This window comes from Nocardia sp. CDC519 (assembly GCF_059509835.1).
The window spans coordinates 5251107-5275278 of sequence record NZ_CM183377.1 but is presented as its reverse complement, the minus strand read 5'-3'; the positions used below and the strand labels follow the sequence as shown (position 1 = coordinate 5275278).

General features: G+C 66.6%; 23 protein-coding genes and 1 riboswitch. Of the genes, 7 read left to right on the top strand and 16 right to left on the bottom strand.

Annotated elements, in window-relative coordinates; translation table 11 throughout:
- Positions 1 to 74: 74 nt before the first annotated feature.
- Genes AC5W7N_RS23780 through AC5W7N_RS23770 form a run of 3 tightly spaced genes read left to right on the top strand, consistent with a single transcriptional unit; the run spans position 75 to position 2043 of the window.
- A complete protein-coding gene (locus AC5W7N_RS23780; RefSeq protein WP_036532330.1) occupies positions 75 to 437 on the top strand; it encodes a GntR family transcriptional regulator in 363 nt (120 codons plus the stop codon).
- Entirely contained in the window at positions 434 to 1351 is a 918-nt protein-coding gene (locus AC5W7N_RS23775; RefSeq protein ID WP_163815741.1) for an ABC transporter ATP-binding protein, read from the top strand. The genes AC5W7N_RS23780 and AC5W7N_RS23775 overlap by 4 nt, the downstream gene beginning before the upstream one ends.
- On the top strand, positions 1351 to 2043 hold the full coding sequence (locus AC5W7N_RS23770) for an ABC transporter permease (RefSeq protein ID WP_163815739.1): 693 nt from the start codon (positions 1351 to 1353) through the stop codon (positions 2041 to 2043). The genes AC5W7N_RS23775 and AC5W7N_RS23770 overlap by 1 nt, the downstream gene beginning before the upstream one ends.
- Before the next feature lie 223 nt (positions 2044 to 2266).
- On the opposite strand, the gene AC5W7N_RS23765 is transcribed toward AC5W7N_RS23770, so the two are convergent.
- Positions 2267 to 3415 carry an MFS transporter gene (locus AC5W7N_RS23765; RefSeq protein WP_495922195.1) on the bottom strand — a complete coding sequence of 383 codons (1149 nt, stop codon included), beginning with the start codon at positions 3413 to 3415 and terminating at the stop codon, positions 2267 to 2269.
- 122 nt (positions 3416 to 3537) lie between these two features.
- On the opposite strand from AC5W7N_RS23765, the gene AC5W7N_RS23760 reads away from it, so the two are divergent.
- Positions 3538 to 3801 carry an ArsR/SmtB family transcription factor gene (locus tag AC5W7N_RS23760; protein ID WP_490725001.1) on the top strand — a complete coding sequence of 88 codons (264 nt, stop codon included), beginning with the start codon at positions 3538 to 3540 and terminating at the stop codon, positions 3799 to 3801.
- Positions 3802 to 3846: 45 nt separating this feature from the next.
- On the opposite strand, the gene AC5W7N_RS23755 is transcribed toward AC5W7N_RS23760, so the two are convergent.
- From AC5W7N_RS23755 to AC5W7N_RS23740, 4 genes are all read right to left on the bottom strand, one after another.
- A complete protein-coding gene (locus AC5W7N_RS23755; RefSeq protein WP_163815732.1) occupies positions 3847 to 4560 on the bottom strand; it encodes an MgtC/SapB family protein in 714 nt (237 codons plus the stop codon).
- Between the two features lie 184 nt (positions 4561 to 4744).
- Positions 4745 to 4921: riboswitch (M-box (ykoK) riboswitch) on the bottom strand.
- 172 nt (positions 4922 to 5093) lie between these two features.
- Entirely contained in the window at positions 5094 to 7256 is a 2163-nt protein-coding gene (locus AC5W7N_RS23750; RefSeq protein ID WP_195007262.1) for an elongation factor G-like protein EF-G2, read from the bottom strand.
- Positions 7257 to 7374: 118 nt separating this feature from the next.
- A complete protein-coding gene (locus tag AC5W7N_RS23745; protein WP_195007263.1) occupies positions 7375 to 9375 on the bottom strand; it encodes a UvrD-helicase domain-containing protein in 2001 nt (666 codons plus the stop codon).
- A 217-nt stretch (positions 9376 to 9592) separates the two neighbouring features.
- Positions 9593 to 9946 (bottom strand): Rv3235 family protein, encoded by a 354-nt coding sequence (locus AC5W7N_RS23740; protein ID WP_195007264.1) that lies wholly within the window; start codon positions 9944 to 9946, stop codon positions 9593 to 9595.
- A gap of 261 nt (positions 9947 to 10207) precedes the next feature.
- Here AC5W7N_RS23740 and AC5W7N_RS23735 point away from each other — a divergent pair, with 261 nt between their 5' ends.
- Positions 10208 to 12553 carry a UvrD-helicase domain-containing protein gene (locus AC5W7N_RS23735; RefSeq protein ID WP_324191398.1) on the top strand — a complete coding sequence of 782 codons (2346 nt, stop codon included), beginning with the start codon at positions 10208 to 10210 and terminating at the stop codon, positions 12551 to 12553.
- A 4-nt stretch (positions 12554 to 12557) separates the two neighbouring features.
- Positions 12558 to 13265 carry a histidine phosphatase family protein gene (locus AC5W7N_RS23730; RefSeq protein WP_280499048.1) on the top strand — a complete coding sequence of 236 codons (708 nt, stop codon included), beginning with the start codon at positions 12558 to 12560 and terminating at the stop codon, positions 13263 to 13265.
- Positions 13266 to 13393: 128 nt separating this feature from the next.
- On the opposite strand, the gene AC5W7N_RS23725 is transcribed toward AC5W7N_RS23730, so the two are convergent.
- The 7 genes from AC5W7N_RS23725 to AC5W7N_RS23695 form a co-directional block, all read right to left on the bottom strand.
- On the bottom strand, positions 13394 to 15061 hold the full coding sequence (locus tag AC5W7N_RS23725; protein ID WP_228806058.1) for a bifunctional metallophosphatase/5'-nucleotidase: 1668 nt from the start codon (positions 15059 to 15061) through the stop codon (positions 13394 to 13396).
- A 95-nt stretch (positions 15062 to 15156) separates the two neighbouring features.
- Entirely contained in the window at positions 15157 to 15294 is a 138-nt protein-coding gene (locus AC5W7N_RS23720; protein WP_411156436.1) for a hypothetical protein, read from the bottom strand.
- Between the two features lie 344 nt (positions 15295 to 15638).
- Entirely contained in the window at positions 15639 to 15980 is a 342-nt protein-coding gene (locus AC5W7N_RS23715; RefSeq protein ID WP_194989748.1) for a hypothetical protein, read from the bottom strand.
- A gap of 143 nt (positions 15981 to 16123) precedes the next feature.
- The gene (locus AC5W7N_RS23710) at positions 16124 to 16468 is read right to left on the bottom strand and encodes an LSm family protein (RefSeq protein WP_232052021.1); all 345 of its coding nucleotides are present in this window, start codon (positions 16466 to 16468) and stop codon (positions 16124 to 16126) included.
- Positions 16469 to 16513: 45 nt separating this feature from the next.
- Positions 16514 to 16996, bottom strand: a complete 483-nt coding sequence (locus tag AC5W7N_RS23705; protein ID WP_194989747.1) for a hypothetical protein — start codon at positions 16994 to 16996, stop codon at positions 16514 to 16516.
- A 194-nt stretch (positions 16997 to 17190) separates the two neighbouring features.
- Positions 17191 to 17604 carry a VOC family protein gene (locus tag AC5W7N_RS23700; protein WP_194989746.1) on the bottom strand — a complete coding sequence of 138 codons (414 nt, stop codon included), beginning with the start codon at positions 17602 to 17604 and terminating at the stop codon, positions 17191 to 17193.
- Positions 17601 to 18182: a dihydrofolate reductase family protein gene (locus AC5W7N_RS23695; protein ID WP_194989745.1), complete on the bottom strand. Its 582-nt coding sequence runs from the start codon at positions 18180 to 18182 to the stop codon at positions 17601 to 17603. The genes AC5W7N_RS23700 and AC5W7N_RS23695 overlap by 4 nt, the downstream gene beginning before the upstream one ends.
- A gap of 568 nt (positions 18183 to 18750) precedes the next feature.
- Between AC5W7N_RS23695 and AC5W7N_RS23690 the strand changes: the two genes are divergently transcribed.
- Positions 18751 to 19722: a restriction endonuclease subunit S gene (locus tag AC5W7N_RS23690; protein ID WP_495922192.1), complete on the top strand. Its 972-nt coding sequence runs from the start codon at positions 18751 to 18753 to the stop codon at positions 19720 to 19722.
- Positions 19723 to 19967: 245 nt separating this feature from the next.
- Here the strand turns inward: AC5W7N_RS23690 and AC5W7N_RS23685 are convergent, their stop codons facing one another.
- From AC5W7N_RS23685 to AC5W7N_RS23670, 4 genes are all read right to left on the bottom strand, one after another.
- Entirely contained in the window at positions 19968 to 20360 is a 393-nt protein-coding gene (locus AC5W7N_RS23685; protein WP_495922190.1) for a hypothetical protein, read from the bottom strand.
- The gene (locus AC5W7N_RS23680; protein WP_495922188.1) at positions 20345 to 22762 is read right to left on the bottom strand and encodes an ATP-binding protein; all 2418 of its coding nucleotides are present in this window, start codon (positions 22760 to 22762) and stop codon (positions 20345 to 20347) included. The genes AC5W7N_RS23685 and AC5W7N_RS23680 overlap by 16 nt, the downstream gene beginning before the upstream one ends.
- Before the next feature lie 328 nt (positions 22763 to 23090).
- Positions 23091 to 23714: a DUF4352 domain-containing protein gene (locus AC5W7N_RS23675; RefSeq protein WP_163815692.1), complete on the bottom strand. Its 624-nt coding sequence runs from the start codon at positions 23712 to 23714 to the stop codon at positions 23091 to 23093.
- A gap of 77 nt (positions 23715 to 23791) precedes the next feature.
- A complete protein-coding gene (locus tag AC5W7N_RS23670) occupies positions 23792 to 24166 on the bottom strand; it encodes a DUF732 domain-containing protein (protein WP_495922186.1) in 375 nt (124 codons plus the stop codon).
- Between the last annotated feature and the right edge of the window lie 6 nt (positions 24167 to 24172).

Genomic DNA, 24172 nt, shown 5'->3' with positions numbered 1-24172 from the left:
GCCTTGCGCTCTGACGCACGTGCCTCTATGGTTCATTACATGAGTAATGAACCACTCAACCGAGGAAGGTGATCGTGCTCGAAGACGGCAGGCCGCTCTTTCTGCAGATCGCGGAGATGATCGAGAACTCGATCGTAGACGGATCGCTGCCCGAGGAGTCGCAGGCGCCATCGTCGAACGAGCTCGCCGCCTTCCATCGGATCAACCCGGCGACCGCGGCCAAGGGGCTGAATCAGCTGGTGGCGGACGGGATTCTGTACAAGAAGCGAGGGATCGGAATGTTCGTCACAGCCGGCGCGCGCAATGCCTTGCGGTTGCGCCGACGGGAACGGTTCGCCGAACAGTTCATCGACCCGCTGATCGCCGAGGCGGACAAGCTCGGCATGGGCATCGACGAACTGAAAGCCATGCTCGACCATCGAGAGGGGACACGATGAGCGCCGCGACCATCGAACCGGCCGTGCTCGACACCGATGTCGTCGCATCCACGCGGGGGCTGACCAAGCGGTTCGGTGCCGTCACCGCACTCGAGGATGTCACCCTCGACCTGCGTGCGAACACCATCTACGGTTTGCTGGGCCGTAACGGCGCGGGCAAGACCACGCTCATGCAGGTGATGACCGGTCAGGCCTTCCAGACCGCGGGCGAGGTGCGGGTATTCGGCCACACCCCGCACGAGAACACCGAGGTGCTGCGCGGAATCTCCTTCATCAAGGAAAGCCAGGCCTATCCGGCCGATTACAAGGTCAAGCATGTGCTCTCGGCGGCCCGTCATCTGCTGCGGGATTGGGATGAGGATTTCGCGCGAGAATTGTTGCGCGACTTCGATCTACCGACCGACCGCAAGGTCAAGAAGCTCTCCCGCGGCATGACCTCCGCGCTCGGGGTCACCATAGGCCTCGCATCTCGCGCCCCGCTGACGTTCTTCGACGAGCCGTATCTCGGCCTCGACGCCGTCGCCCGCCAGCTGTTCTACGACCGGCTGCTCGCCGATTACGCCGAACACCCACGCACCGTGGTGCTGTCCACCCATCTCATCGACGAGGTCGCCGACCTGCTCGAGCATGTGCTGTTGATCGACAAGGGCCGACTCGTGGTCGACGCCCCCGCCGACGATCTACGCGACACCGCCATGACTGTGTCCGGCCCCCTCGCCGACGTCGACTCATTGCTTGCCGGACGCCCCGAACTGCGCCGCGAATCGCTCGGCAACCAGGCCAGGGTGATGCTGCGGACCGACCGCAGGGCCGATGACATCGCGCACGCCAAATCGCTGGGGCTGCTGGTCGAGCCGGTCTCGTTGCAGCAGCTCATCGTCGAAACCACCAACCTGCGCGGAAAGGATCAGTAATGCTGCGCCGAGCCGTCTCCGTATCGCGGATCCACACCGTCGCCTGGCCGGTGCTGATCGCGTGGCCTGCCGGGATCCTGCTGGTGGCGTTCCTGATTCCGTGGGTGATCTTCTTGCTGCTCGACGCCGAGGAAGGCAATGTCACCGGCAGCGTCTCGGCCGCCTTCGGCATCGTGCTCGCGTTCTATCTGACCGCCATGACCCAGACCTTCCCGTTCGCGCTGGGCATGAGCGTCACCCGGCGTGACTATTTCGCCGCGACCCTGCTCGTTGCCGCCGCGCAGATCCTCGGCACCGGGGTGGTGTTGTGGGGGCTCGGGCTGATCGAGGAATCCACCGACGGCTGGGGCGTGAACATGGTGATGTTCGATGTCCCAGGCCAGTTCACCGGCAATCCCGTGCTCCAGCTCGGCACCTATCTGGCGATCCTCGCGCTGATCGCCGGCGCGGGTCTGCTGATCGGCGCGCTCTATCAGCGCTGGCGAGTCTCCGGTGTGTACACCTTTCTGCTCGCGTTACTGCTGGGTCTGGGTCTGGCGGCGATCGTGATCACCTGGCAGGGCTGGTGGCCCGAGGTGGGCCATTGGTTCGCCGATACCCCACGCGTGGTCCCCATGGTGCTGCTGCCCGCGACGCTCGCGGTGGTGTGCACCGGTGGGGCGTGGGCGACGATCCGCCGCGCGACCGCGTAGCGATGGGTGCGATCGGCCTCGTCCGGGTGCACCGGACGAGGCCGATCCATGTTCTGTGACGAGCTTCTCCGCCCGGGCCCGCAGCTGTTTCGATGTGCCTGCCGACGGCGTTCTGAGCGGCGGCCGAGCCCGGGGTCAGGTTCGCCGCCTTTGCATACCGGCAACTCTCTCCTTCGGTCTGCCCGAATCTCGATCGGCCGGTGCCGGGCGCGACTCCGCGTGCTCATGCCTGCGAATTCCATTGGTGAGCGGCAAATCCCAGTGCGAGGCCGAGCGTGCCGAGGACGCCCGCGAGTGCCGTCGCCGCAGCGGGCATACCCCATTCGCTGACCGCGTATCCGGTGCCAACGGTGAGAACCGCGGCCGGAAGGTATGCGCAGATATTGAGCGCAGCGTTGGCTTCGGCGCGCCGTTGCGACTCGACGTGCTGGGCGATGAGACGCAGGCCGCCCAGTTGTCCCAGGCCCTGGCCGGTGCCGGCGAGGACGGCGGCGGCGATGAACAAGGCCGGGCTCTTCGTGAGGACGGTCAGGATGACGGCCAGCATGGCGAATACTGTGCTCGCGGCGCCGAGCGCGAACAAGCGCTCCACGGTGAACCGGGTGAGCGCGAGTTGGGACCCGGTCGCAGCGAGGAACATCAGGCTCGCCGCTCCGCCCGCCAGTAGCGGTGACGTATTGCCCACCGCGAGGATCAGCAGTGACGGCCCGAGCGACAGCACGAAAGACGTAGCGGTCAGCCCGGGGGCGAAAACGGCTGCGCCGCTCGCGATATGGATGCGGTTCCGGTTGGGGACACGGGGCAGGCGGGGCCACGGGAAACCTGCCGTGCCTGCGGATGCGGTCGCGTGCGGTTGCTGCGCGGGCTGTGCCAGCGGAAGCCGCACATAGCCGATCAGCGCCACGATCAGCAGCGCGATGTTCACCGTGAACACCGGCAGCACGGGCGAATCGGCGGTCTGATAGATCGCGCCGCCGAGCAGCGGCCCGAGTCCGGCACCGAAGACCATCGCGATCGACGCGAGCATCGACGTCTGCCCGCGCCGCTGTTCGCCACCCAGATCCACCACCGCGGCCATGCCCGCGGACACCACGATCCCGACGGCAACCCCGACCAGCAGCCTGGCCACGATCAGCTCCGTGACCGTGTGGGCGACCATGAACAGCCTCGCCGACACCAGTGCGATCAGGATCCCGGGGATGACGACACGCTTGCGGCCGAAGCTATCCGCTGCCCGCCCGGCGACGAGAAGCGCGGCCACCAGGCCCGCGATGTAGGCGGCGAACACCACCGTGAGCGTCGCCGGGGAGGACCGCATCTCGTGCTGCCAGTGCACGTAGAGCGGCGTCGGGGAGTTCGACAGCGCGAACACCGCCGTTACCGCCCAGGCCGCGTGCGCGAGGTGCCATCTCGATCCGACCGGTTCGGCCGTAGCCGCGACTGCCCCCGCTGCTGCCGGAGCCGGCGGCGGCCGAGATCCGCCTCGAACGCGTCATGGGCGCACTGTCGGAGCCGCTGCGGATGACTATCGCCCGCAAGCTCCTGCTCGAGTCCGACGACTTCGACCATCCGTGCGGCTGGTTCGGCTTCGACCGCCCCAAGTCGAGCCTCACCCACCACTTCAAGGCCCTGCGCGAGGCCGGTGTGATCCATCAACGGCAGTACGGGCTCGAACGGCGCAGCCGCCTGCGCACGGAGGATCTCAACGAGCGGTTCCCGGGGCTGCTCGATCTCATCGCCGCGACGGGCGATGAGTGAGCAGAACAGAGTGTCCGCCGTGGTCGCCGCGGGCGTGCCGCGAGGTCACGCGGGTACTTCCGACGCCATCCCGGCGATCCGCCAGCCGACGCTGGTGACCGCTGGTTCGAGGCTCAGCCGGCTCACCGCCGACTCCATTTCCCGGTCATCACGCTGATCGCCGACCAGGTCGGCCCGCACCATCACCTGACCGCTGGTTTCGCCGTTGGCGCTCGCCACCGCGACCAGGCGGAAATCGGTACGGGTCAACGACTGGACCAGTAGTGCCCGCACCTGCGGTTCATTGGCGTCGTCGGTGACAGCGGTGAACACGTACCGCACCGGGCGTTCGGCTCCGGCCTCCGGCCGGCGATCGACGGCCCGGCCGGCCGCACGCAATGCGATGTTCACCCCGACCACCGCGAGTGTTCCGGCCGCGGCGGTGAGATACATGCCCGCCCCGGCGAGCGCCCCGACGGCGGCGGCGCACCACAGGGTCGCGGCGGTGTTGAGCCCGCGCACGTTGAGCCCGTCGCGGATGATGACGCCCGCACCGAGGAACCCGATCCCGGAGACGATCTGTGCCGCGACCCGCGTCGGGTCGGCGACCTCACCGTGGAAACCATGGGCGGACAACAGCACGAACAGGGTCGCACCGCCGGCGACCAGCGCGTTGGTGCGCAGCCCGGCCATGCGGGCACGGTATTGGCGTTCGATCCCGATCAGGGCACCCAGCCCGACTCCGGTCCCGAGACGCAGCAGCATATCGAAGGTGGTCATGGCAGAACCTCTTCCGCTCGGCGCGCCACCTCGCACCGGCGGGCGGATCGGCGGAGTCAGCCGAGGACGCGGCGGTGAAGCTGGCGTGGTGACTGTGTGATGGCACGGCGTATATGACTGCCGTCGGACACGACATCCACCTCCCTTCCTGCGCCGAGGGAGTGGACCGGCGTCGATCACCGGTGGGTACCACTCCTCGTCAGACCTTTGGCACTCCACGGCGTGAACCCACCTGCGGGCGGTGGGAGCCGGTCGGGGCCACCCCTTAAGCCGGGGAAGCCTGTCCTGACCCGGGGCGTCTCTCGACGTTCGGGGTCGCCGGCCTGTTTCCGTGAAGGAGCCTCAGCGAACGATGGCACCTAGCGCCGAAAAGTAAACACCCCGGGCACCGTGTCCGCAACCCATTGGGGACCGCCATCACAGCGGTCGAATCGCTCGAGCGGTGACCCTTCGGCACGATGTGCGCCGGCACATCCTGCGGCTTGTCGGCGCGCTGGTTCATCGACCGAAACGCCGTAGCGAGTGCGGAGGCGTCAGGCCGACACCGATTCCTTCCGCACCCGCTCCGCCAGCTGCGCGGGCATCGGGTCATGACGTAGGTAGTCGCGGCTGAAGTGCGCGACGCCGTGGGTCAGCGAGCGCAGATCCACCGCATACCGGGACAGTTCGAGTTCGGGAACCTCCGCGCGGATCAGCGTGCGCCCCGTCTCGGCCGGTTCGGTGCCGAGGATGCGAGCGCGGCGCACCGAGAGGTCGGTGAGCGCGGCCCCGAGGTAGTCGTCGGGCACCTTGACCCGAACCTCCGCGATCGGTTCGAGCAGATCGATCCGGCCGCCTGCCGCCGCCTCGCGCAGCGCGAGCGCACCGGCGGTCTGGAATGCGGCATCGGAGGAATCGACCGAATGCGCCTTACCGTCGAGCAACGTCACCCGCACATCGACCAGCGGGTATCCCGTGGCGACACCACGCGCGGCCTGCGCGCGCACGCCCTTCTCCACCGAGCTGATGAACTGCCGGGGCACCGCCCCGCCGACCACCTTGTCGACGAACTCGATCCCCGATCCCTCCGGCAGCGGCTCGACCTCGATCTCACACACCGCGTACTGCCCGTGCCCGCCGGACTGCTTCACATGCCTGCCGCGCCCGGTTGCCTTGCCGCCGAAGGTTTCCCGCAGCGCGACCTTGTGTTCTTCGGTATCGACCTGCACACCGAACCGGGTGCGCAACCGTTCCAGCGCGACGTCACGATGCGCCTCACCCAGGCACCACAGCACCAGCTGGTGGGTGCGGTCGTTGTTCTCCACCCGGATCGCCGGATCCTCGGCCACCAGCCGCGACAGGCTCTGCGACAGCTTGTCCTCATCGGCCTTGCTGTGCGCGCGAATCGCGATGGGCAGCAGGGGTTCCGGCATCTGCCACGGTTCGATCAGCAGCGGCGAGCCGGTACCGGACAGGGTGTCGCCGGTTTCGGCGTGACCGAGCTTGGTGACATAGGCGATGTCACCGGCGACGGCCTCGCGCAGCGGGCGTTGCTGCTTACCGAACGGGGCGGTGATCCCGCCGACGCGTTCGTCGGCGTCGTGGTCGGTGCCCGAGCCGTGCCCGCAGATGTGCACGGTGTCGTCGGCGTGCAGGGTGCCGGAGAACACCCGCACCAGCGAGACCCGGCCGACGTATGGATCCGACGAGGTCCGGATGACCTCGGCCGCCAGCTCGCCGGACGGATCACAGTGCAGGGGAGTGGGTTTCGAGCCGTTCGCCAGATGCACCGCCGACACCTCGTGTTCGGCGGGGGTGGGGAACCCGGCGGTCATCAGCTCGAGCATTTCCAGGGTGCCGAGCCCTTGTAACCCCTCCTCGGCGGCGGGCGCCGCGAACAGAACGGGGTGGAAGCTGCCGCGCACCACCGCGCGCTCCAGGTCTCTGATCAGCGTGCTCAGCTCGATCGTCTCGCCGCCGAGGTACCGCTCCATCAGGGTTTCGTCTTCGCTTTCGGCGATGATGCCCTCGATCAGCCGGTCCCTGGCCGGTCCGATCATCGCCAGCTCCGCATCGGAGGGTTCCTTCCAGGTGCGCCGGCCGGTCGAATAGTCGGCGATCCGCTGTTCCAGCAACTCCATCAATCCGGTCGCCGGCCGATGGCCGTCGGCGGCGGCGGGTCCGTACACGGGCAGATGCAGTGGCAGCACATTCTCCGCCGATTCGCCGCCGAGCAGCGCCTGACAGGTCCTTGTCATCTCCTCGAAGTCGGCGCGAGCGGTATCCAGATGCGTCAGCACGATGGCCCGCGGCATCCCGACGCTCGCGCATTCCTCCCACAGAGCCCGGGTCGATCCGGCGACTCCTTCCACCCCTTCGGCTGCCGACACCACGAACAACGCCGCATCCGCCGCCCGCAACCCGGCGCGCAGTTCGCCGACGAAATCCGCATACCCCGGTGTATCGATCAGGTTGATCTTCACCCCCTCCCACTGCACCGGCACCACCGACAACTGCACTGAGCGGTGCTGACGTTGTTCGATCTCGTCGTAATCCGACAGCGAGGTACCGTCCTCCACCCGCCCCGCCCGGTTCACCGACCCGGTGGCCAGCGCCAACGCCTCCACCAATGTCGTTTTCCCGGACCCGCTACCCCCGACCAGCACCACATTCCGGATGGCCTCCGGCCGCCCCACCCCGTTCGCTCTGTCCACCATGACTCACCGTCCTCGGGAATCGACACGCGGTTATATCGAGCTTCCCACCGCCGAGGTACTCGCGTCCACGGTTCGACGAACAGTTCGGAAGCGGAATCGCCCGAGGTCGCGTGCACCTCTAGCCGATCGTCGTCGCACGGTTCACCCGATCCCAGCCGTGGTCGCGCCGGTCCGGCGTGCGAGCGAGGAACCCGACCCAGGCGAAGTCACGCGCCCGGGTGATGGCGACCATTGTCTGGCGGTCCCAGAGCTCGGCCCGTTGCCGATCGGCTCCCGGGGAACCGGGTGTCAACGGCCGGGGTGGTTCGGTGACGTAGAAGATTCCCCTGAACTCGAGGCCCTTCGCCCGGTGAACGGTGCCCACTTTGATCTTGTCCGTGCGCTCGCCGCGGTAGTCCTCCAGCGCGGTCGCGCCGATGCCTGCCTTCCGCAATCCGTCGACAACCGTGGCGGCTAGTTGGCGGGTCGTCGTGATGACGGCGAGTTCACCGAGCGGGGCCGAGCGTCGACGGATGGCGGCGAGCAGGGCGGCGTCGAGCTCATCGACCGAGCCCTGCCAGTCGACGGTCGCGCCGCCGGGTAGCACGAAGCGCGCCTCGTTGAGTGCGCATCCGGGCAACCCGTCGAACCGGCCGAGGGCGTTCACCGCGTTGACCGTCACGGCCCGGCGGTAGACCGCTTCTCTGTTGCGGTAGTTCACCCGGAGCACCGCCGTGCGTCCGCGCACGTCGATACCGGCATCGGCCGGTCGGCAGCCGCCCTCGTACACCTGTTGCTGGCCGTCGCCGACGAGTAGCAGTGGTGCGTCCGCACCGCCGCCGGCGATGGCGTGGGCCAGGCGGAGCCCGTTGAGGGTGATGTCCTGGATCTCGTCGACGACGACCATCCCGTAGGGCTTCTCGTACGGCTTCTCGGTCAGCATCTCGAGCGCAAGGGTGATCATGTCGTTGAAGTCGCCGAGCCGCTGTCGACGCAGGATGTCGCAGTACGGGAGATAGAGCTCGTTCCAGACGAGTTCGCGTTGGTCGCGATTCAGATCGGGGCCGCTGCGTCCGGTGCGGTCGTGTTCCCAGTAGTGCGGGAGGTCCGGGATGCCGCGACCCTTGATGACCCGATCGATTTCGGTTCGCCAGTAATCGGCGCGGGCATCGATGGCGGCGAGGGTCGTCCCGGCGTGGCGCCAGGCTTGCTGGAAGGCGTCATCGGTCCGAGTGGGCTCGATCTCGATATGGCCGCCGCGGTTGTCTATCAGCTGTCTCGCCCATGCGTGCAGTCCGGCGAATTCGGCCCGATCGCGAACCACGGGCGCGAGGCGTCGAAAATATGTGCGCTGACAAGCCGCAAGGGTGGTGACGAAGGTTGTGTACAGCACCGGCCCGCTGTTGTGCCGAAGATGGCGGGCCATCCGATGCAGCGCTACCACCGTTTTCCCGGTGCCCGCCGGACCACTGATCCGTGCCGGGCCGCCGAACGTCCGATTGATCAGATCGATCAGTTCCGGGTCGCGAAAGGTCGTCCACTCGTCGAGTGGGCGGTTGGCGGCGCGCGCCCGCTGTTGCGCCACCAGCTCCGAGCGGTCGAGCAGTGCCGATTCGGTGGGATTCGGCTCTGGTGCTTCGATGCGTATCCGCCGGTAGTTCGACGCCGCCCTTGACTCGATTTCGTCCGCGATCGCCCGCGCTCGTGCTGGGCTGAAATCCCTGTCCAGCCGCGACAAGGTCGCGGCGAAGTCGGCAGGCCGCGTCGGAATGTCGCGTCCGGAACCCGCTACCGCGACGCCGTCGGGCAACAGCAGGATCGTGCGCATGCGTTGTGCGACGAGGTAATGCCGATCATTGTGCAGCCCCGCGACGAACGGCCGTGCCGTGCGGGCGATGTCGTCGGTGCGGTGGAACCGCCGTCCTGGCTCGACGAAGATCAGCAGGTGCACGCCGCGGCTGCCGACCACGATCGCGGCAGCCTCGTTCGCCGGATGATGGGGCAAGTCTCGGTGTAGGAGCACATGCCAGGCGTCGTCGATCAACGGCACGCTCAAGAAGTTCCGATGCCGCGGGGTGAGGTCCGGAATCTGCCGAAGGGTCTGATACACCCTGGTCCGTCTCGAATCGCTGTTGGTCATCGCGACCCCCTTGCTGCTCGACTTCCAGCAATCAACGGTACGGTTGATCCCTTGCGGCCGTGCGGGTTTCGATGCCGGAGACCAGAACGTAACCAATCCACGGAGCGGCTCGACCGTACGATTCCCGCGCCGCTGCGGTGCCGGCGACGCCATGATCACCACGCCCTTCGATGCCATGCCCGCCGCCGTCCGCGGGACCGATCCGCGCCCGGCGTGGTCAGCTCAACCGCAGCGCGGTCAGGTGCCAATCTCGGGTACCCGATCGCTCGATCCGTGCCGCTAGCGCAAGCCGGCGCGAACCGCGCAGATAGCGGGCGCAGATCTCCGCCGTCTGCTCGTCGACCATCTCCACATGTAGCCCCGCCAGGACGGCGGCGCCGAGTTCCCTGCTCGGCACGAGGTCGGCCCGCACCAAGGTGCCGACCGCCGCGACCGTGCGTTCATCGGCAATGCCCGACAGTTGCGAGACGGGCCGTCGATGGTCGAGTACTTCCAGTGCCACCCGCAGCGATCGTTCGGCGGCCAGCCGTGCCTGTTCCAACGCCTCACCGCCGTGATTCGACCTCGCCACCGAGCACGCCGCCCGGCGGATTCCTGCGGGTTCTCGATGGGGGGCCTGCGCCGTCCGAGGGCGTAAGCGACTCCGGCACGGCACGGCCTCATGGCCTTCCGGTAGCGGATTCCGCGAACCGCGCGGCGTGTACGGCCGCGACGGAGGTTCGTACATGGGAATAGGCAGCAGTTCGATGCGGAACTCATCCATCGATATCCCCCTCGCAGATGATCGCCGGATCGCGATCGGCTGTGAGCAGCATGGCATTCGTGGAATTCCGTGCGCCAGGTTTCGCCCGGGATCCGTCGCACACGCCCTGTCGGAACGGCGTTTTCGGAAGTCGACGGCGTGTCGTGTCGAGCGTGCTGCCGGGTGCGGAATCGCCTTGTTGATCTGCGGCTGCGGACGGCGGGTGGCCAGCGGGCTGCCGGTGCGGTGTCGGGAGGTGCGCGGCGCCGGACCATCAGCCGGTGTGCCGACACCGGCGCAGTCGCCGACTCGCGTGGATCACGCACTGATCCGGCTGGCGAACCGTGCGAAGCAAATGCAACGACATCTGCAAGAACATTCACCAATTATGTTGGCAACGAGCAGAATTCACTGTTGAAGCAACAATGTTCCGGTAAACTTCCTCCTCGGATGCAAACATCATCCGAAAGCAGGGGATCACTCATGACCGACATTGCTCGTGAGCGCAGGCGCCGGTGGGTCGAGCGCGAACTCGCTGATCTGCCGCGGCTCACGGCGGCGCAGCGGCGGTTTCTTTCGGTTCCGTTGTCCGAACGCGATTGGCATCTATTGGTCGATCGCGCCGGCGACAACGAGGGGCGAGCATCAGGGTTCGCGATCGGCCGTACGGGTGTGTACGCCTTGGTGTTCACCGATGTCGTGCCCTCGCGCGCTTACCTGGCCCGGGTCCGCAAACATGCCGAGGAGGCCTTCGCGGGCCTGCTGTTCGGGCGTGAACAGTTCGTCCCGCACATGCTCGACATCATGCTGCTGATGACCTCGGCGGCTCGGGTGGAACCGCACGATCAGTTTCTCGCGGTCGATGAATCGACCATTCGCGAAACACTCATCGCGGGCGAGACCAAGCTGTCGAAGCGCCGTGCCCGCGACATCGCCTTGACGGTGTCGGACCGATTGACCTGGTATCAACGCATTTCCACCGAATCCGCGCCCGCTGCCGACGCGGTGGCATCCGACGGTCTGTTCGGCGAATCGTCGCTGGCAGAGGATGCGAGGGCGAACGGGTTGACCCGCCCTTTCCGCGAGTGGATGACGTTCCTCGACCCGGAACAGCTCGCCCTGGTGCACGCGAATTTCACCGGCCCGGCCCGATTCAGCGGCCCGGCGGGCACCGGGAAATCGGTCGTCGCGCTGCATCGGATGGCGCATTTCGCCAAACACAATCCTGGCCGGCTGCTGTTCACCAGCTTCGTCAAGACACTGCCCGCCTATCACGAGCAGAGCTTTGCTCATCTGGCCCCGCACGCGCGCGGCCGGGCAAAGTTCATCGGCCTGCACGCGTGGACGATCGAGTTCTTGAAACGCCGCGAAGTCCCCTACTACCTCGACTCCACCATCAGAGAAGATGCCTTCGCCCGCGCCTGGAGCCGGGCGCGCGAGGTGCTGGGCCGGATCGAGGGCACCGATTACCAGTATTGGCAAGACGAGCTGGATCGCACGATCAAAGGCCGTGGCCTGGAGACTCGCGATGCGTACAAAGCGATCAAACGCACCGGCCGCGACGGCATTCAACTCCACGGCAGCCGTCGAGACTACGTGTGGGAGCACCTGTATCGCCCGTATCAGGCACGCATGGCCAATCGTGGCGCCGACGATTTCAACGACATCATCCGCAAGGCGATCGATGAATTGCGGGCCAGGCCGTTGGACGGCACCGAAGATTACGCGATGGTCGTCGTCGACGAGGTCCAGGATTTCACCTTGATGCAGCTGCGCCTGGTCCACCAGATCGCCGGCGGTGGCCCGGACGCGAACCTGCTCATGGTCGGCGACGGGCAGCAGCAGGTCTATGCGGGTGGCTGGCGCATCTCCGATGCCGGAATTCCACTGCTGGGGCGCGGGCGCATACTGCGGCGGAACTATCGCAACCGCGAAGCGATCCTGCGCTACACCCAGCAGATCGAGGCAGGAAACAGTGTCGACGATCTGGACGGTGGTCGCGGATTCGTGCTGCGTGACAGCGACTCGGTGCTGCCCGGCGGCGATGCCAGCGAGCGTTTCGTCGGCCGCGCCGATATCGACACGGTGCTGGTCCGCGCGATCAAGGACTCGGGTCTGGCCGTCACCGATATCGCCGTCATCGTCAACACCAGAAAGGATGCGGCGCACTTCCAAGAAGTCCTGGAACAGGCCAACTTCCCGGTGCTTTCGCTCGAAGAATACGACGGCACGCAACTCGACTGCATCAAGGTCGGCACCGTCTATCGGGCCAAGGGCATGGATTTCGCCGCCGTCTTCCACATCGCGGACAAGCCATTCGATACCGCCCACCTCACCGGCGGCGCCCGCGACCGCGCGGAACTGCTCGCCCGCCAGCGATTGGTGGCGGTGAGTCGTCCACGCGACTATCTATGGGTTGCGCATCTGACAGACTGACACGGTGGATGAAGCGATCGCCTACCCGCTTCCCCGGCCGACCGAGATCGCCGGTGTCTGGGCGATCAGACACGGCCAGAGCACCGTGAACGCCGCCGCCGAACGTCCCGACGCCGACACCCGCCCTCGCGTCCCGGATCGGACCATCGAACTGTCCGCGCTGGGCCGGCAGCAGGCTGCGGCACTCGGCGTGTGGTGGTCCCGGCTCGGCGGCGACCGTCCCCGGATTGTTCTCTGCTCGCCATATCTGCGCACGCGACACACGTGGGCGGCGATGGAGCAGGCCGCGCACGGCTGCGGCGACGATCCGGTCGTAGTGGTCGACGAACGCCTGCGGGACCGCGAAATGGGCGCGCTGGAGCTGTGGTCACCCGCCGCGATTCGGCGCGACGCTCCCGAAGAAGCCGAACGCCGAGCGCGCCTGGGGGATTGGTTCTACCGGCCGCCAGGTGGCGAATCGCTCGCCGACGTCACCCTGCGGGTGCGCGATCTCATCAACGACCTCGAACGCCCCGCCGCCCGAGCCCACATCCTGATCGTCGCCCACGATGCGACCATCGCCGCGCTGCGTCGCATCTTCGCAGGTCCGGGGTCGGAGCTGCCCGAGGAACTGCCGCCGGTGCCGAATGCTTCAGTTTCCCAGTGGATTCAGGATCAAGGGCGGCTGAAGCTCGTCCGCTGGGGTGCCAGTGTGAACGAGGGCATCGCCTGATCGGACGCGGTTCGAGCCGCGACCGGCATCATCTGTGCTGGTCCATTCGGTCGCGGTCGTGCCTGGTGATCGCGCTGGCGTCGACGTGGTCTTCGTGGGCGGCCCGTGCGGGTGGGCAGCAACCAAGATCAGCGCTGCTCCACTCGGACAGCCGGAGGTGCGACCGGTCCGCGTGCGCTCAGGTAAGCCTCCAGCGCATCGAGATCCATCGGCCCAACGGTCAGATCGGTCCCGCGGGTGAACACACTGAACCCATCACCACCGGAGGCGAGGAAGTTGTTCGTCGTCACCCGATACACCGCAACCTCGTTCACCGGCTCTCCGCCGATTCGGATGCTGCTTCTATCGACCTTGTTGCCCATCGGCGCCGCATCGTCATAGGCGTAGGAGATGCCCGCCACCGACAGGACGATCGGCTTATCCGGCTTGCTCCACTGTTGTTCGAGCAGCTCGACGATCTGACGACCGGTCAGGCTGACGGTCACCACCTGATTGCCGAACGGCTGCGACTGGTAGATGCTGCCGAACGTAATCGGACCCGCCCCGATATCGGCGCGCACCCCACCCGGATTCATGAACGCCGCCACCGCCTGCGCGGGTCCGGCCGTCGTGTCGAGCATGGCATCGGCGATCACATCGCCCAACGGCGATTCCGCGCCCGGTGCAGCCGATTTCGGCAAGGGTTCGGCCGCGGTTCCCACCACCCGCTCGGCCCTCGGCGCGGCTTCGGCGGCGAGGAAGTCGATCAGCTCGACCGTGGCCGGATCCGGCGCTACGTCCCGGGTCACCACCCGGTTGACGGCCCGAACGTCCACGCCACCGTTACCGAAGCGCAGCGTGACGTCGGTGATCAGCCGACCATACGAGGCCGCCTGCGTCACGATCTTGCCGTCGAATTCGCACACATAGGACTGATGACTGTGGGCGGTGAACAGCACGCGCACCGCCGGATCGGTGCGCCGGGCCAGCTCGGGCACGTTCGGTGTGATGTTCGCGCATCCGTTGTAGTCGGCGTCGGGCACCTGCTGTTTCCCGCCGTCGTGCACCAACCCGACGATGACCTCGGCGCCCGCGCTGAGCATGTCCGGTACGTGCCGGTTGATCGCGTCTGCCGGATCGCTGAAGCTGTATCCGCGAATGCCCTCCGGGAAAACGATCTGCGCGGTTTCTGGTGTCACGACACCGATCACACCGATCTTGTGCCCACCCGCCTCGATCATCGTCCACGGCCGAAGCCCGGGCGGCAGCTTCCCCTCGCTGTTCGTCATATTCGCCGCGAGGTAGGAAAACTCCGCCCCCGTGAACGGCGCTCCGGGCGAGCACCCGTCGAGCGCGCACCCACCCTGCTGCATCCGGGCCAGCTCCAGCACACCGTCATCGAGTTCATGGTTCCCGACGGCCGACGCCGCAGGTAGCAGCGCATTCAGATACTGCACCGTCGGCTCGTCGTGGAACAGCGACGACACCAACGGACTGGCACCGAAGTTGTCACCGGCCAGCAGCACTGCGCTCTCCGGGTAGGCCGTGCGCAGCCGCGCCAGATGCGTCGCCAGGTAGGCGGCCCCACCCGCCTCGTGCCCGGCGATCTGCCCATTCGAACCTTCCGGCGGTTGCAGATGCCCGTGCAGGTCATTGAATCCGAACAGATGCACCTCGCCGGGCTTGGCCTCGGGCAGATCGTCCGTCGAGACGAGTGGGGCCGTTTCGGGCGTAGGCGGCTCGGAGGTGCATCCGGCAAGCAGGCTCACGCTGAGCAGTCCGGCGCAGAGGGCGACGATGCGATGACAGACGCTCATGCGTGCCGACGGTGCCAGATCAGGTGAGCCGGAATGCGACGGAGGGGTGAATTCTGCGGGATCCGGGCAGCCCGCCCGGATCCCGGCGACCGGAATCAGCTGTTCTCGCAGCCGATCCCATTCCCGTCGCGGTCGAGGTCGTACTCGTCCGGCCCGATCACCCGCACCCGCCCGGTGTACTCCGGCCCGTTCCCACTCCCACCGGCACAGTCCACATCGGACGTGATCGGCACACACGGATCGTAGGATTCGTGGCATCCGGACCCCGGCTGCGCCGAAGCCTGCACCGGAACCGACAGGGCCAGCCCGACAGCAACAGCGGACGTACCGAGAACAGCGGCGATTCTCATCTTGCTCCATTCACTTGTGAAACGCCGTTGATTCTCTCATGTCGGGTCGAGTGCGATCAGGCCAGCCTTGCTGCGGATGCCGCAGTCAGGCGCGCCATTGTCTCTGCGCCAGGATGGAATTCGACCTAGTAACGCCTCCGGGTAAAGGCCTGCCACCGGTTCGAGTGGGACTTCGCGTGCGAGCACGTCCCAGGGCGCCACGAACGTGCCCCCGGTGTCGACGTTGGTCAGCGACACATTGTGGGCCCGGGGGGCAGCATGGGCACGGTATCGGTCCACGGTGCGACCGTCGATGCCATGCCGTTGGGCACGCGCATATGCAACAGCTTCGCTACCAGGTCGTCGACAAGTCCGGCCTCGAGGTCGGCTTGCAGCGCCTGATGTTGCTGCCCGTAGATCTGGCCGGCCAAAGCCGCTTCGGCCGAGCGGATTCCTGCCCAGGCGGGGTGTTCACGGGTCACCGTGAACGGGATCACCGACCGTACGGAATCGAGGGTGTAGGGGTCCGGGGAGACCGGTCGCGGCGCCTCGGGGTAGAGCTGACGAGCCGCCGCCACTGACTCGGCCACCCGTTGGAGCGTCTTCGGAAGCCCCATGGGGACACCGGTCGCGCCGGGGATGACACGATCGGCATGATCCCGGCCTTCTCGCCGATGCTCGCCAACCAGGCAGGCATGAGCGGAAACGATTCGGCGTAGCGCTCGCCGTCGCATCAGCCGCCGGGCTGCAACCCGGAGGAAATCTCGACCACCACCTGGCTGTCGGTCACCTCACGCACCGTCACCGTGTTGCCCTCGGCGGACCCCGATTCACCGACCGGCACAGACACTTCCTGCCCGCCGACCGAGAGGGTGACCATGTTCCCCTCCACCGAGACCACCTTGACCTTCAGCCCGAGCACGTTCGCCTCGGCGTCGACTCCGCGCTCGAAGGTGATGACGCAGCCCTCGACCTTGCACTCGCTCTTGTATCCATCACCCTGCATGGTGCAGGCACCCGCGCCGAACGCGGTCAGAGTGGCGAACATGGACGCTGCGATCAGCCGTCGAACAAACACCCGCCCAGTGTAGGTCCGCAATCACCTGCCTGGTGGCCCAACCGCTCAGCTCTCCGGCTCCGCCAGCACCACCACCCGATCCTGTTCGGGCGAATACCCGAGCACCGGATGCCCGAAATCCCCCTCGGCCTCCATCACCACTTTCTTCCCCAACAGCCGCCCGACAGCGCCCAGGAACCCGCACAACACATCGACCCCCACCTGCCCCTGCAACTCCCGCAAGTCGACATCGAACTCCACCTGCGTCTCATCCCACGGCCGAAATATCGCCTCCAACTCCGGCGCCACCCGAACCCGCAGACTCACCACCTCGTCATCGTCGCCCCGCCCCAACACCTCGGCAGCCGAAGGCAACGCCCTGACCTCGTCCCCCTCCCGAAACTCCCACTCCCACCCACTGGACCGAACCAGATCGAACACGGCCTGCCAGTCCTCGACGGTCGTGTCGTGCACGTAGACGTCCGGCAGTGCGCCCATGACAGCGGGGTCGAAGAAGTTCTTGACGTCGTCCCATTTCAATTCCGACATGGGTTCATGATGCGGGACGAGGGGAAGGGGGAGTATGACCGGATCCGCGCGGGGGTGCGTGTGGAACGAGTGCGTGGTGTGTCGCGTGCCGTCCGCCCGGAAGCGGAAGGCTCAGCGGCACACACAACGCGGTCCGCTCGAGGACGGCACCTGGTCTCGCGATGACCGAGCGCATGGCCCGCCCACCGCACCGTTCAGGAGAAGTCGGCGGACGTTATCCCGCCGTGGTGGCCGGGCGGCCACTCCACCAGCTCGATCCGGTAGCCATCGGGGTCGGTGAGCCACGACGTCTTCGGGCCGTCAGGCCCACCCGGGTACTCGATGGGCCCTGGCTCCAGGCCGACGCGGGTCAGCCGCTCCAGAGTGCCGGCAAGTGTGTCCACCTGGATCGCGAGGTGATCGACACCGCTGCCCACGTCGACGCGTCCATCGGCGGGGCGGTGGACCAGTTCGAGCGAGGCAGCCGGCTCGCCGGGGAACTGGAGTAGCGCGAGGAGAGTCCCGCCGCCACTATCGACCCGGCCGAGCTCGACGTAGCCGAGCGCGGTGTAGAAATCGAGCGAGCGATCCAGGTCGGTGACGCGAAAGGCGACGAAGAGCGTTTTCACTCGCCCTCCTCGGATCGGCGCACCCGATAGCGGAGGTGCGTGACGTCGCGGTCCTCGAGCCGCCGGACGAGTTCGAGTTCGACGCGGTCACCTAGTTGATCGAACAGCCTCCGGCCGCCCCCGAGGAGAACCGGAACCAGATGGATCTCCATCTCGTCGATCTGCCCGGCCCGCAGCAGCGCCTGGGCCGCACCCGCCCCATGGACCATCACCGCCCGGCCCCCAGCGGCCGCGCGCGCCTGACGAGCACATTCGTCGACGTCGGTGACGAACCGCGCATGCCCGGGCGGCACGTCCCCGTCATCGACATGATGGGTGAGGACGAAGATCGGCACACCATCGTGATGATCCCCTTGCCAACGTCCCGCGAGTTCGAAGGTCCGACGCCCGGAAATCACCGCACCGGTCTCCATCGCCTCGCGATAAACCAGCCCGCTGGGCCCCTCGGACTCCCGGTCGTCGAGCCAATTGAAGAGCCGTCCCCCACCCCGCCCGAGCTCCTGGCCCGGACGATCGTCCGGACCGGCGATATAGCCGTCGAGCGACATCGTCATATACAGCCGAATCGGATTGCTCATCTGGCCTCCATCTCCTCCGAGGTGAGGATGCTCGCCTTCCGGTGCACGGGGTGTCACATAGGCAGACTCCGCGCAGCGGCCGAACTCATCGCTTCGGCGTGAATCGAGCTCGTTACGGCATCCCGGGGAGTACGGACGTGACGATCGACGGCCTCGGCAAGTATGTCTCCATGACCGCCACGAACAACGCTGACGGCGGAGAGATCACCTGCCGAATCTTGATCGGAGAAAAAGGTTATATCGGAGCAGGCATCGAGTGGTCCGTTTGCGTCGGCGAGCTGTTCAGGAGATGCAGGCGAAGAGTAAGCGGCCCGTGGGCTGCCGTCCGACAGTGCACGCACGGGGCTCCTGCGGCGCAGACACGGTGCTGCTAGTCGGTGTCGGACTCCCGGACGGCCCAGCCGAGTGGTCCAGTGAGCGAGACCACGCCCACTGGATCAGTATCGCGGCCAGGGTCGGTTTCGTGTTCCGGGACCGGAACTCTTTGCATCGGCGATATTCCGCGGCTCAACAACCTTTCCCCGCGATCCGCACCAACACGGTGTCGGAGCTTCCTCCATTTTCAGTTGTGATCCTGTTCGTCGACGCACTGCCGATGATCACCCGTCGGCACACCGGTGCGCTGCCCCAGCTCGATCATGGTGAGCGGATCGCCGAACTGGTCCGCGATCCGCAATCCATTGCCGGGAAGGGTGTGGCGGACCTCCCCTCCGGCGGGCGTGCGGTGCTTGTCTCCGCTGAAGCCGTAGCGGCCGCGGACTATTCGCTGATACCGGAGGAATACCTGATCTCCGCACCCTCGGAGGCCGAGACGTACCGGTCGCGGGCAGAAGAGCACCAGGAAGAGATCGCTGAGCGCCTGGCGAGCATCGACCTGGGGAAGTGGTCGCGACTCCGGTTCGGCAAACTTGCCCTGGAAGGCAGTGGCCTGCCGGCGGGCTGGCAGCGGCGACCACTATCCGAGGTATGCACGATCCAGCCGGGACCATCGGGAAGCTACGGTCCGCTGATGAGGATCACCGACTCGGGAACAGTCACGGTGATCAGGCCGAAAAACATCGGCACGCGGCGCTTCAAGAAATCCGACCTCGGTAAAACCGGCCCGGTGCCGGCCAAACTCGAGCCATACCGGACCGCCGAGAACGACATCGTGTGCGTCCGGACCGGGACGGTCGGCCATTACGCCCTGGTGACCGCGGAAGAGCGTGGGTGGCTGCTGAACCCGAACGTCACGCGCCTACGGCCAGACTCCGAAAAGGTAGATCCGGCATACCTCTTCGAGTACCTGGTGTGGTCCTCGGCGAGGGTGGAGAAGCAGGCGGCCGTGAGGTCGATTCCCTCGATCGGCAGCCAAGCGCTCGGCCGCATCGAGATCGCCGTCCCGCCGATCGAGGAACAACAACGCATCGCAACCCTGCTGCGGGAACTGAACGACACCATCGAAGACCTCGGCGGCATGATGTCGGCCATGAAAGGGCTGCACGCCGCGCTGTCGGATGGGCTGCTGGACGGGCGGCTGGAGGCTATGGCGACGCGGTGATCGGCGGGCTATCCCGGCGTGGACCAATGTCGACGTCCGGGATGGATCGCCGGTGGCGACGGCGAGGCGCCAGGTGTCAACCGGTGTAGTCGGTCCACGCCTTCCCGCTCCACCACGGCCAACTGGCGACGCGCTGCGGGTCGGGGTGCCAGCCGGCAGGGTAGGCCGTCGGAGCCCGTGTGCCATAGGTCTCGCGCGGGCCGGCGCCGACCCGGAGCCCCAGTTCCGTGGGTTGCGTGCGTCGTCTATTGCACCTTGCGGGCTGCTATGGCCGTATCGACAGCATCGGCCACACGGTGCGCGGCTTCCTGCCAGCGGCGTAGTTCATGAACCGCCGGTGCCAGTTCGAAATCGTTGTGGTGAGCTGTCGCCGACAGCTCCGACCACAGCAGACGGGCTTCGGCTGCGGCTTCCTCGCCGATGTATTTGGGCAGGACCAGCAGCTGTGCCCGCACGGTCACACGCTCCATCTGCGGCGACACGGCCCGCCACAACTCGAGGATGGCCTGTTCGATCGCGATCCGCAGCATCCAGGCCGCGGCTCGCGGCCACATCCCGCCGACGTCGGAACCCGCGTCGGTGATGAGTATGTCCGCGGTATGCAGACGAGAATGGACGGCAGTCAGCGATTGATCCACTTGGCGATCCTCTCCGCGCGGTTGACGAGATCACCGAGTTCGTCCCGAGTGCTGCCGTGGGCGCCGCTATTGCAGGTCCGGACAACTTCGGACGCCCAGGGTGCCAGTTCTTTGTCGAGGTGAGTGAGCACCTCGGATTCCCTGGTCCGGTCATAGAACACCGCCAGTGCCAGCTTCTGTACGGTGCGCTCGGCCCTGTCGAGCTGCTCGGTGATGTCGGATTGGCGGAATCCGTGCTCGCCGAGGACACGTCTGACCTTGGTGGTGGCTGCTGATTCGATCGCGAGCCGGCAGCACAGTGCGATCATCTCGTCGGCCTCCGCGCGGGGAAGGTTGCGGGTGAGACTCAGCGCGCGAGCGTCGTCGATGTAACGCCGAACCGGGTCGATCGACACCCGAACTTCGACAACGGATCGTTCCCGCCGCTGCACGTCGAGTACTGTCGCGGGAATCTGCAAGCGCCGCACGGCTTCTGGAAGGCGCAAGTCGTGAGTGAAGACGATGACCTGCCTTGTGCGGGCGACGTCGGCGAGCACCCGCGCCAAGCCGTCGACCTTCGCGGGGTCCATCGATTGCACGGGGTCATCGATCATGAGGAACCGGAATGGGCTTTGCTCAGCGGTGGCCCGCGGCAGGAACAACGACAGTCCGAGCGCGTGCAGTTCACCCTGGCTCATGACCCCCAGCGCCGCGCCGGCAACGCCGTCGACGGTGACGTCGAGATTGACTCGCCGAGTCTGCGCCGTCCCCTCCAGTACCACGTCGCCGAGCTCAACATTGCTCTGCTGTCGCAGTGTTGTCCAGACCCGCTGTGAGAGCTCGGTCAGCGGCCGCATGCGCTCATTGCGCAGGGTCCCGGCCGCGTTCTTGAGCCAGCTCTCCGCGGCTTTGACTGTTCTCAGCTCGTCAGGGGCGCCGGCACAGGCCGTCGCCATCTCGACCCAGGCAGCGATCTGCCGGGCCAGCGGTGCCCAGACGTCATCGAGTCTGGCCAGTTCGGTCCGCGCGCGCGCCTGTAGCGCGGCCAACTCGGCACGCGCCCGCCGATGGCGGGCGGGCATTCGGGAGGGCAGCGAGGTGGGCTCGCTGCCCTCGAGCTCGGCCCACTCCCGCCACGCGAGGACAGCGGCCGTCGAGTCTATCGGGCAGTTCGACAGGGGCGCGGGAAGCGGTCGGATCAGCTCGCGGACGTGAGCTAACGCCTCCTCGTGTTCCTTCTTCGCCTCGGCGAGCTCTATCCTGCGAGCGCGGATGTCGGAGATCGTCTGCCGTGTGGAGTCCCGCCACTGCTCGTCGAGTTCGCCCTCACCGCACACCGGGCACCGGCAGTCGGCATCCTCGGCGAATTCGGATGCGAGTATGAGGATGTCGAGCATCCGCGAGCTTGTTTCGGCATCGGCAGTCGCGACGCCGAGGAGGTGGGTGGTCGCGGCGGTGAGCCGGGTGAGAGCAGCTTCGACGGTTTCTTCCGATGGCAGCTCGACGGCGGTTACCGCTGACAGCGATGCACCCGCTCCCGACGATTCCTCGGCCCCGAGCACAACACGCGAGAGCGCCTCGAGATCGACCTGGCGCGCCTGCAGCTGTTGTTCGACCGTTCGCGCGCGCTCGTCCTCGAGGATCGAGAGTTCCGCGAGCAGAGTTTCCTTGCCGCGCTTGGTTTCCTTGATCGCTTTGTCGAGATCGAGGCGTCTGCGTTGCAAGGTCGCCAACGCGGTCGTGAGGTCGTCCAGGCCGAGCAGGCTGTGCAGCGCGTCGTACATGCTGCTCGGTGTCCCGTCGATGAGAGATCCCAGCTCACTGTAGGAAAGGAACGGGCGATACAGTTCGAGAGGTTGCGCGAGTCGCGAACGGTCCAGCGGGCCCGCATCACCCGCCTTGCGCTGGGATATCCATTGACCAGCCTCCAGGGCGGTGCCTGGGCCCCAGCTTCCGCTGATGGTCAGCGGGTTGTCCGGGCATTCGGTCTGCAACTCGACAGCGATGTACGGTGTCGTGCCTTCGTGCAGGTTGCGCCAGCCGTCTTTCCAGATCTTGGATTTATTCGCCCAGCGCTTGTTATCGCCGGTGATCGCGAACTCGGCAGCCTCCGCGAAACTGGACTTGCCACACCCATTTCGGCCTACCACGAGAGTCAGGCCGAGTGAGGGCTGAATGGGGAGCCGGGCTTGTGGCCCGATCCCCCGAAAGCCGCTGACCGTGATCGATCGGACGAACATCCCGGCCAGCGTGTCACCCGTACCGCTCGTCGCGGGGCCGGCGCTCTCCGGGAAAGACGCGAGGACAGTCTCTGCGACCGTGGCGGGCACTGTGGTGTCGGCTGCCAGCGCCGCGGCGACGAGATCGGTGAGACGTCGGGTGGACGAATCGGATGTACTGGTGACAGATGACAGTTCTTGCATCAACGATCCCCCTGATCGTGTGAGAAGGCCTCGACGTGCTGGAGGCCAGAGAGGCGTCAATCGTGAGCCGCCCCGATCCTAACCGGGATCTCCCAGCCGAGTGTGTGGTCTCGGCAAACGTCGAGACAGATTCCGCTCGCGGCAACTTCGAGGGCATCCGTGGCATAGACCGGGTGATATATATGGCGAAACAGTTGAATCGTGCTGTCGACAAGATTCTGGCGACAACCCGGCAACCCGTGTGCCCGCGGCTTCAGCGACGAGCACAACCGTCTGCAGTCGGAGCTGGGCTACCCGAGGCGGGGGTGGCCTGGCAGGCCATCCGGAGTCATCGCAGTGCGACTTTCGCCCCACCCGAGAACATCGAATCGTGCAGCTCGAGCGATGCGGGCACTGTCCCGACAGGAACGTCGAAGACGATGGTGACCTCGACCGAATTGCCCGGGTTGATCGGCGTGGAGAGGTGGTCGTTGACGTTGATTTCGGCCATGGTGTCGTTCTCGTACCGGCGGCCCTGATCGTCGAACAGCTTCTGGTTGCTGCTGAAGTAGGTTTGCGGCCGGTCACCGATGTTCGTCACGGTGACGTGTACGAGGATGTATTCGCCCTGTGCGGTCTTTCGCATGTAAGGGTTGTCGCCGACGGTCGATACCGGAGGATCCACTGCGGTGACGGTGAATTCGAACTTGCCGTCGCGGACCGAGGCGCCGGCGGGTGCGGTGTCCGACTTCGCTTCGGCGGGTTTGCCCGGTTCCGGGCTCGCGGCGGTGGTGAAGGTCGCGTCGCTATCGGACGAGTTGTTCGCCGCGATGCCGACGATTCCGAAACATCCGCCGCACAGCAGGATGACGGCGCCGATCAGAATCCACGGCCAGACAGGCATCTTGCGCTTGGGCGGCTGCGGCGGCTGGAACGGGTGCGGGTAGGGCTGGGGGCCGGTCTGGTAGGTCATCGAGACTCCTGGGGAGGGTGTGCCCCGGCGGGTTTGCCGGCGCGTGGTGACGGTGGTTCAGGGAAGCGGGCGAGCTGTCAGATGCGGTGCCAGGGGCAGTACGCGTCGATCGCGGCATGCAGGAAGATGTAGGGGTATTCGACGGCGTCCCTGGAGCTTTCGGCCAGGTAGATGCGGTTGGTCGCCGAATTTCCGTACGCGTCCAGGTATCCGCACTGGCTGTGCGCGAGGCCGATGGCGGCGTCCTGGACGTTGTAGCTCTCGTCGTCGTAGTAGCTTTCGCGCAGGAACTGCCGGTCGGCCGCGCTGCGCTGCGGGCCGGAGCTGCCGGAGCCGGCGCTACCGCTGGCGGAGCCGGAGTCGATGGGCGCGGCGGTGGCAGCCTGTGCGCCGCCCGTGACGAGGGCGGCGGTGATGGTCAGGAGGGCGAAGGAATGCGCGAGTGTGCGCATGGCGAA

Excerpts from the sequence above, each read along its gene's own strand:
- AC5W7N_RS23775 (WP_163815741.1), top strand. The coding sequence starts at position 434 with ATGAGCGCCGCGACCATCGAACCGGCCGTGCTCGACACCGATGTCGTC.
- AC5W7N_RS23770 (WP_163815739.1), top strand. The coding sequence starts at position 1,351 with ATGCTGCGCCGAGCCGTCTCCGTATCGCGGATCCACACCGTCGCCTGG.
- AC5W7N_RS23760 (WP_490725001.1), top strand. The coding sequence starts at position 3,538 with ATGGGCGCACTGTCGGAGCCGCTGCGGATGACTATCGCCCGCAAGCTC.
- AC5W7N_RS23755 (WP_163815732.1), bottom strand. The coding sequence starts at position 4,560 with ATGACCACCTTCGATATGCTGCTGCGTCTCGGGACCGGAGTCGGGCTG.
- AC5W7N_RS23750 (WP_195007262.1), bottom strand. The coding sequence starts at position 7,256 with ATGGTGGACAGAGCGAACGGGGTGGGGCGGCCGGAGGCCATCCGGAAT.
- AC5W7N_RS23745 (WP_195007263.1), bottom strand. The coding sequence starts at position 9,375 with ATGACCAACAGCGATTCGAGACGGACCAGGGTGTATCAGACCCTTCGG.
- AC5W7N_RS23725 (WP_228806058.1), bottom strand. The coding sequence starts at position 15,061 with ATGAGCGTCTGTCATCGCATCGTCGCCCTCTGCGCCGGACTGCTCAGC.
- AC5W7N_RS23705 (WP_194989747.1), bottom strand. The coding sequence starts at position 16,996 with ATGTCGGAATTGAAATGGGACGACGTCAAGAACTTCTTCGACCCCGCT.
- AC5W7N_RS23695 (WP_194989745.1), bottom strand. The coding sequence starts at position 18,182 with ATGAGCAATCCGATTCGGCTGTATATGACGATGTCGCTCGACGGCTAT.
- AC5W7N_RS23680 (WP_495922188.1), bottom strand. The coding sequence starts at position 22,762 with ATGCAAGAACTGTCATCTGTCACCAGTACATCCGATTCGTCCACCCGA.
- AC5W7N_RS23675 (WP_163815692.1), bottom strand. The coding sequence starts at position 23,714 with ATGACCTACCAGACCGGCCCCCAGCCCTACCCGCACCCGTTCCAGCCG.
- AC5W7N_RS23670 (WP_495922186.1), bottom strand. The coding sequence starts at position 24,166 with ATGCGCACACTCGCGCATTCCTTCGCCCTCCTGACCATCACCGCCGCC.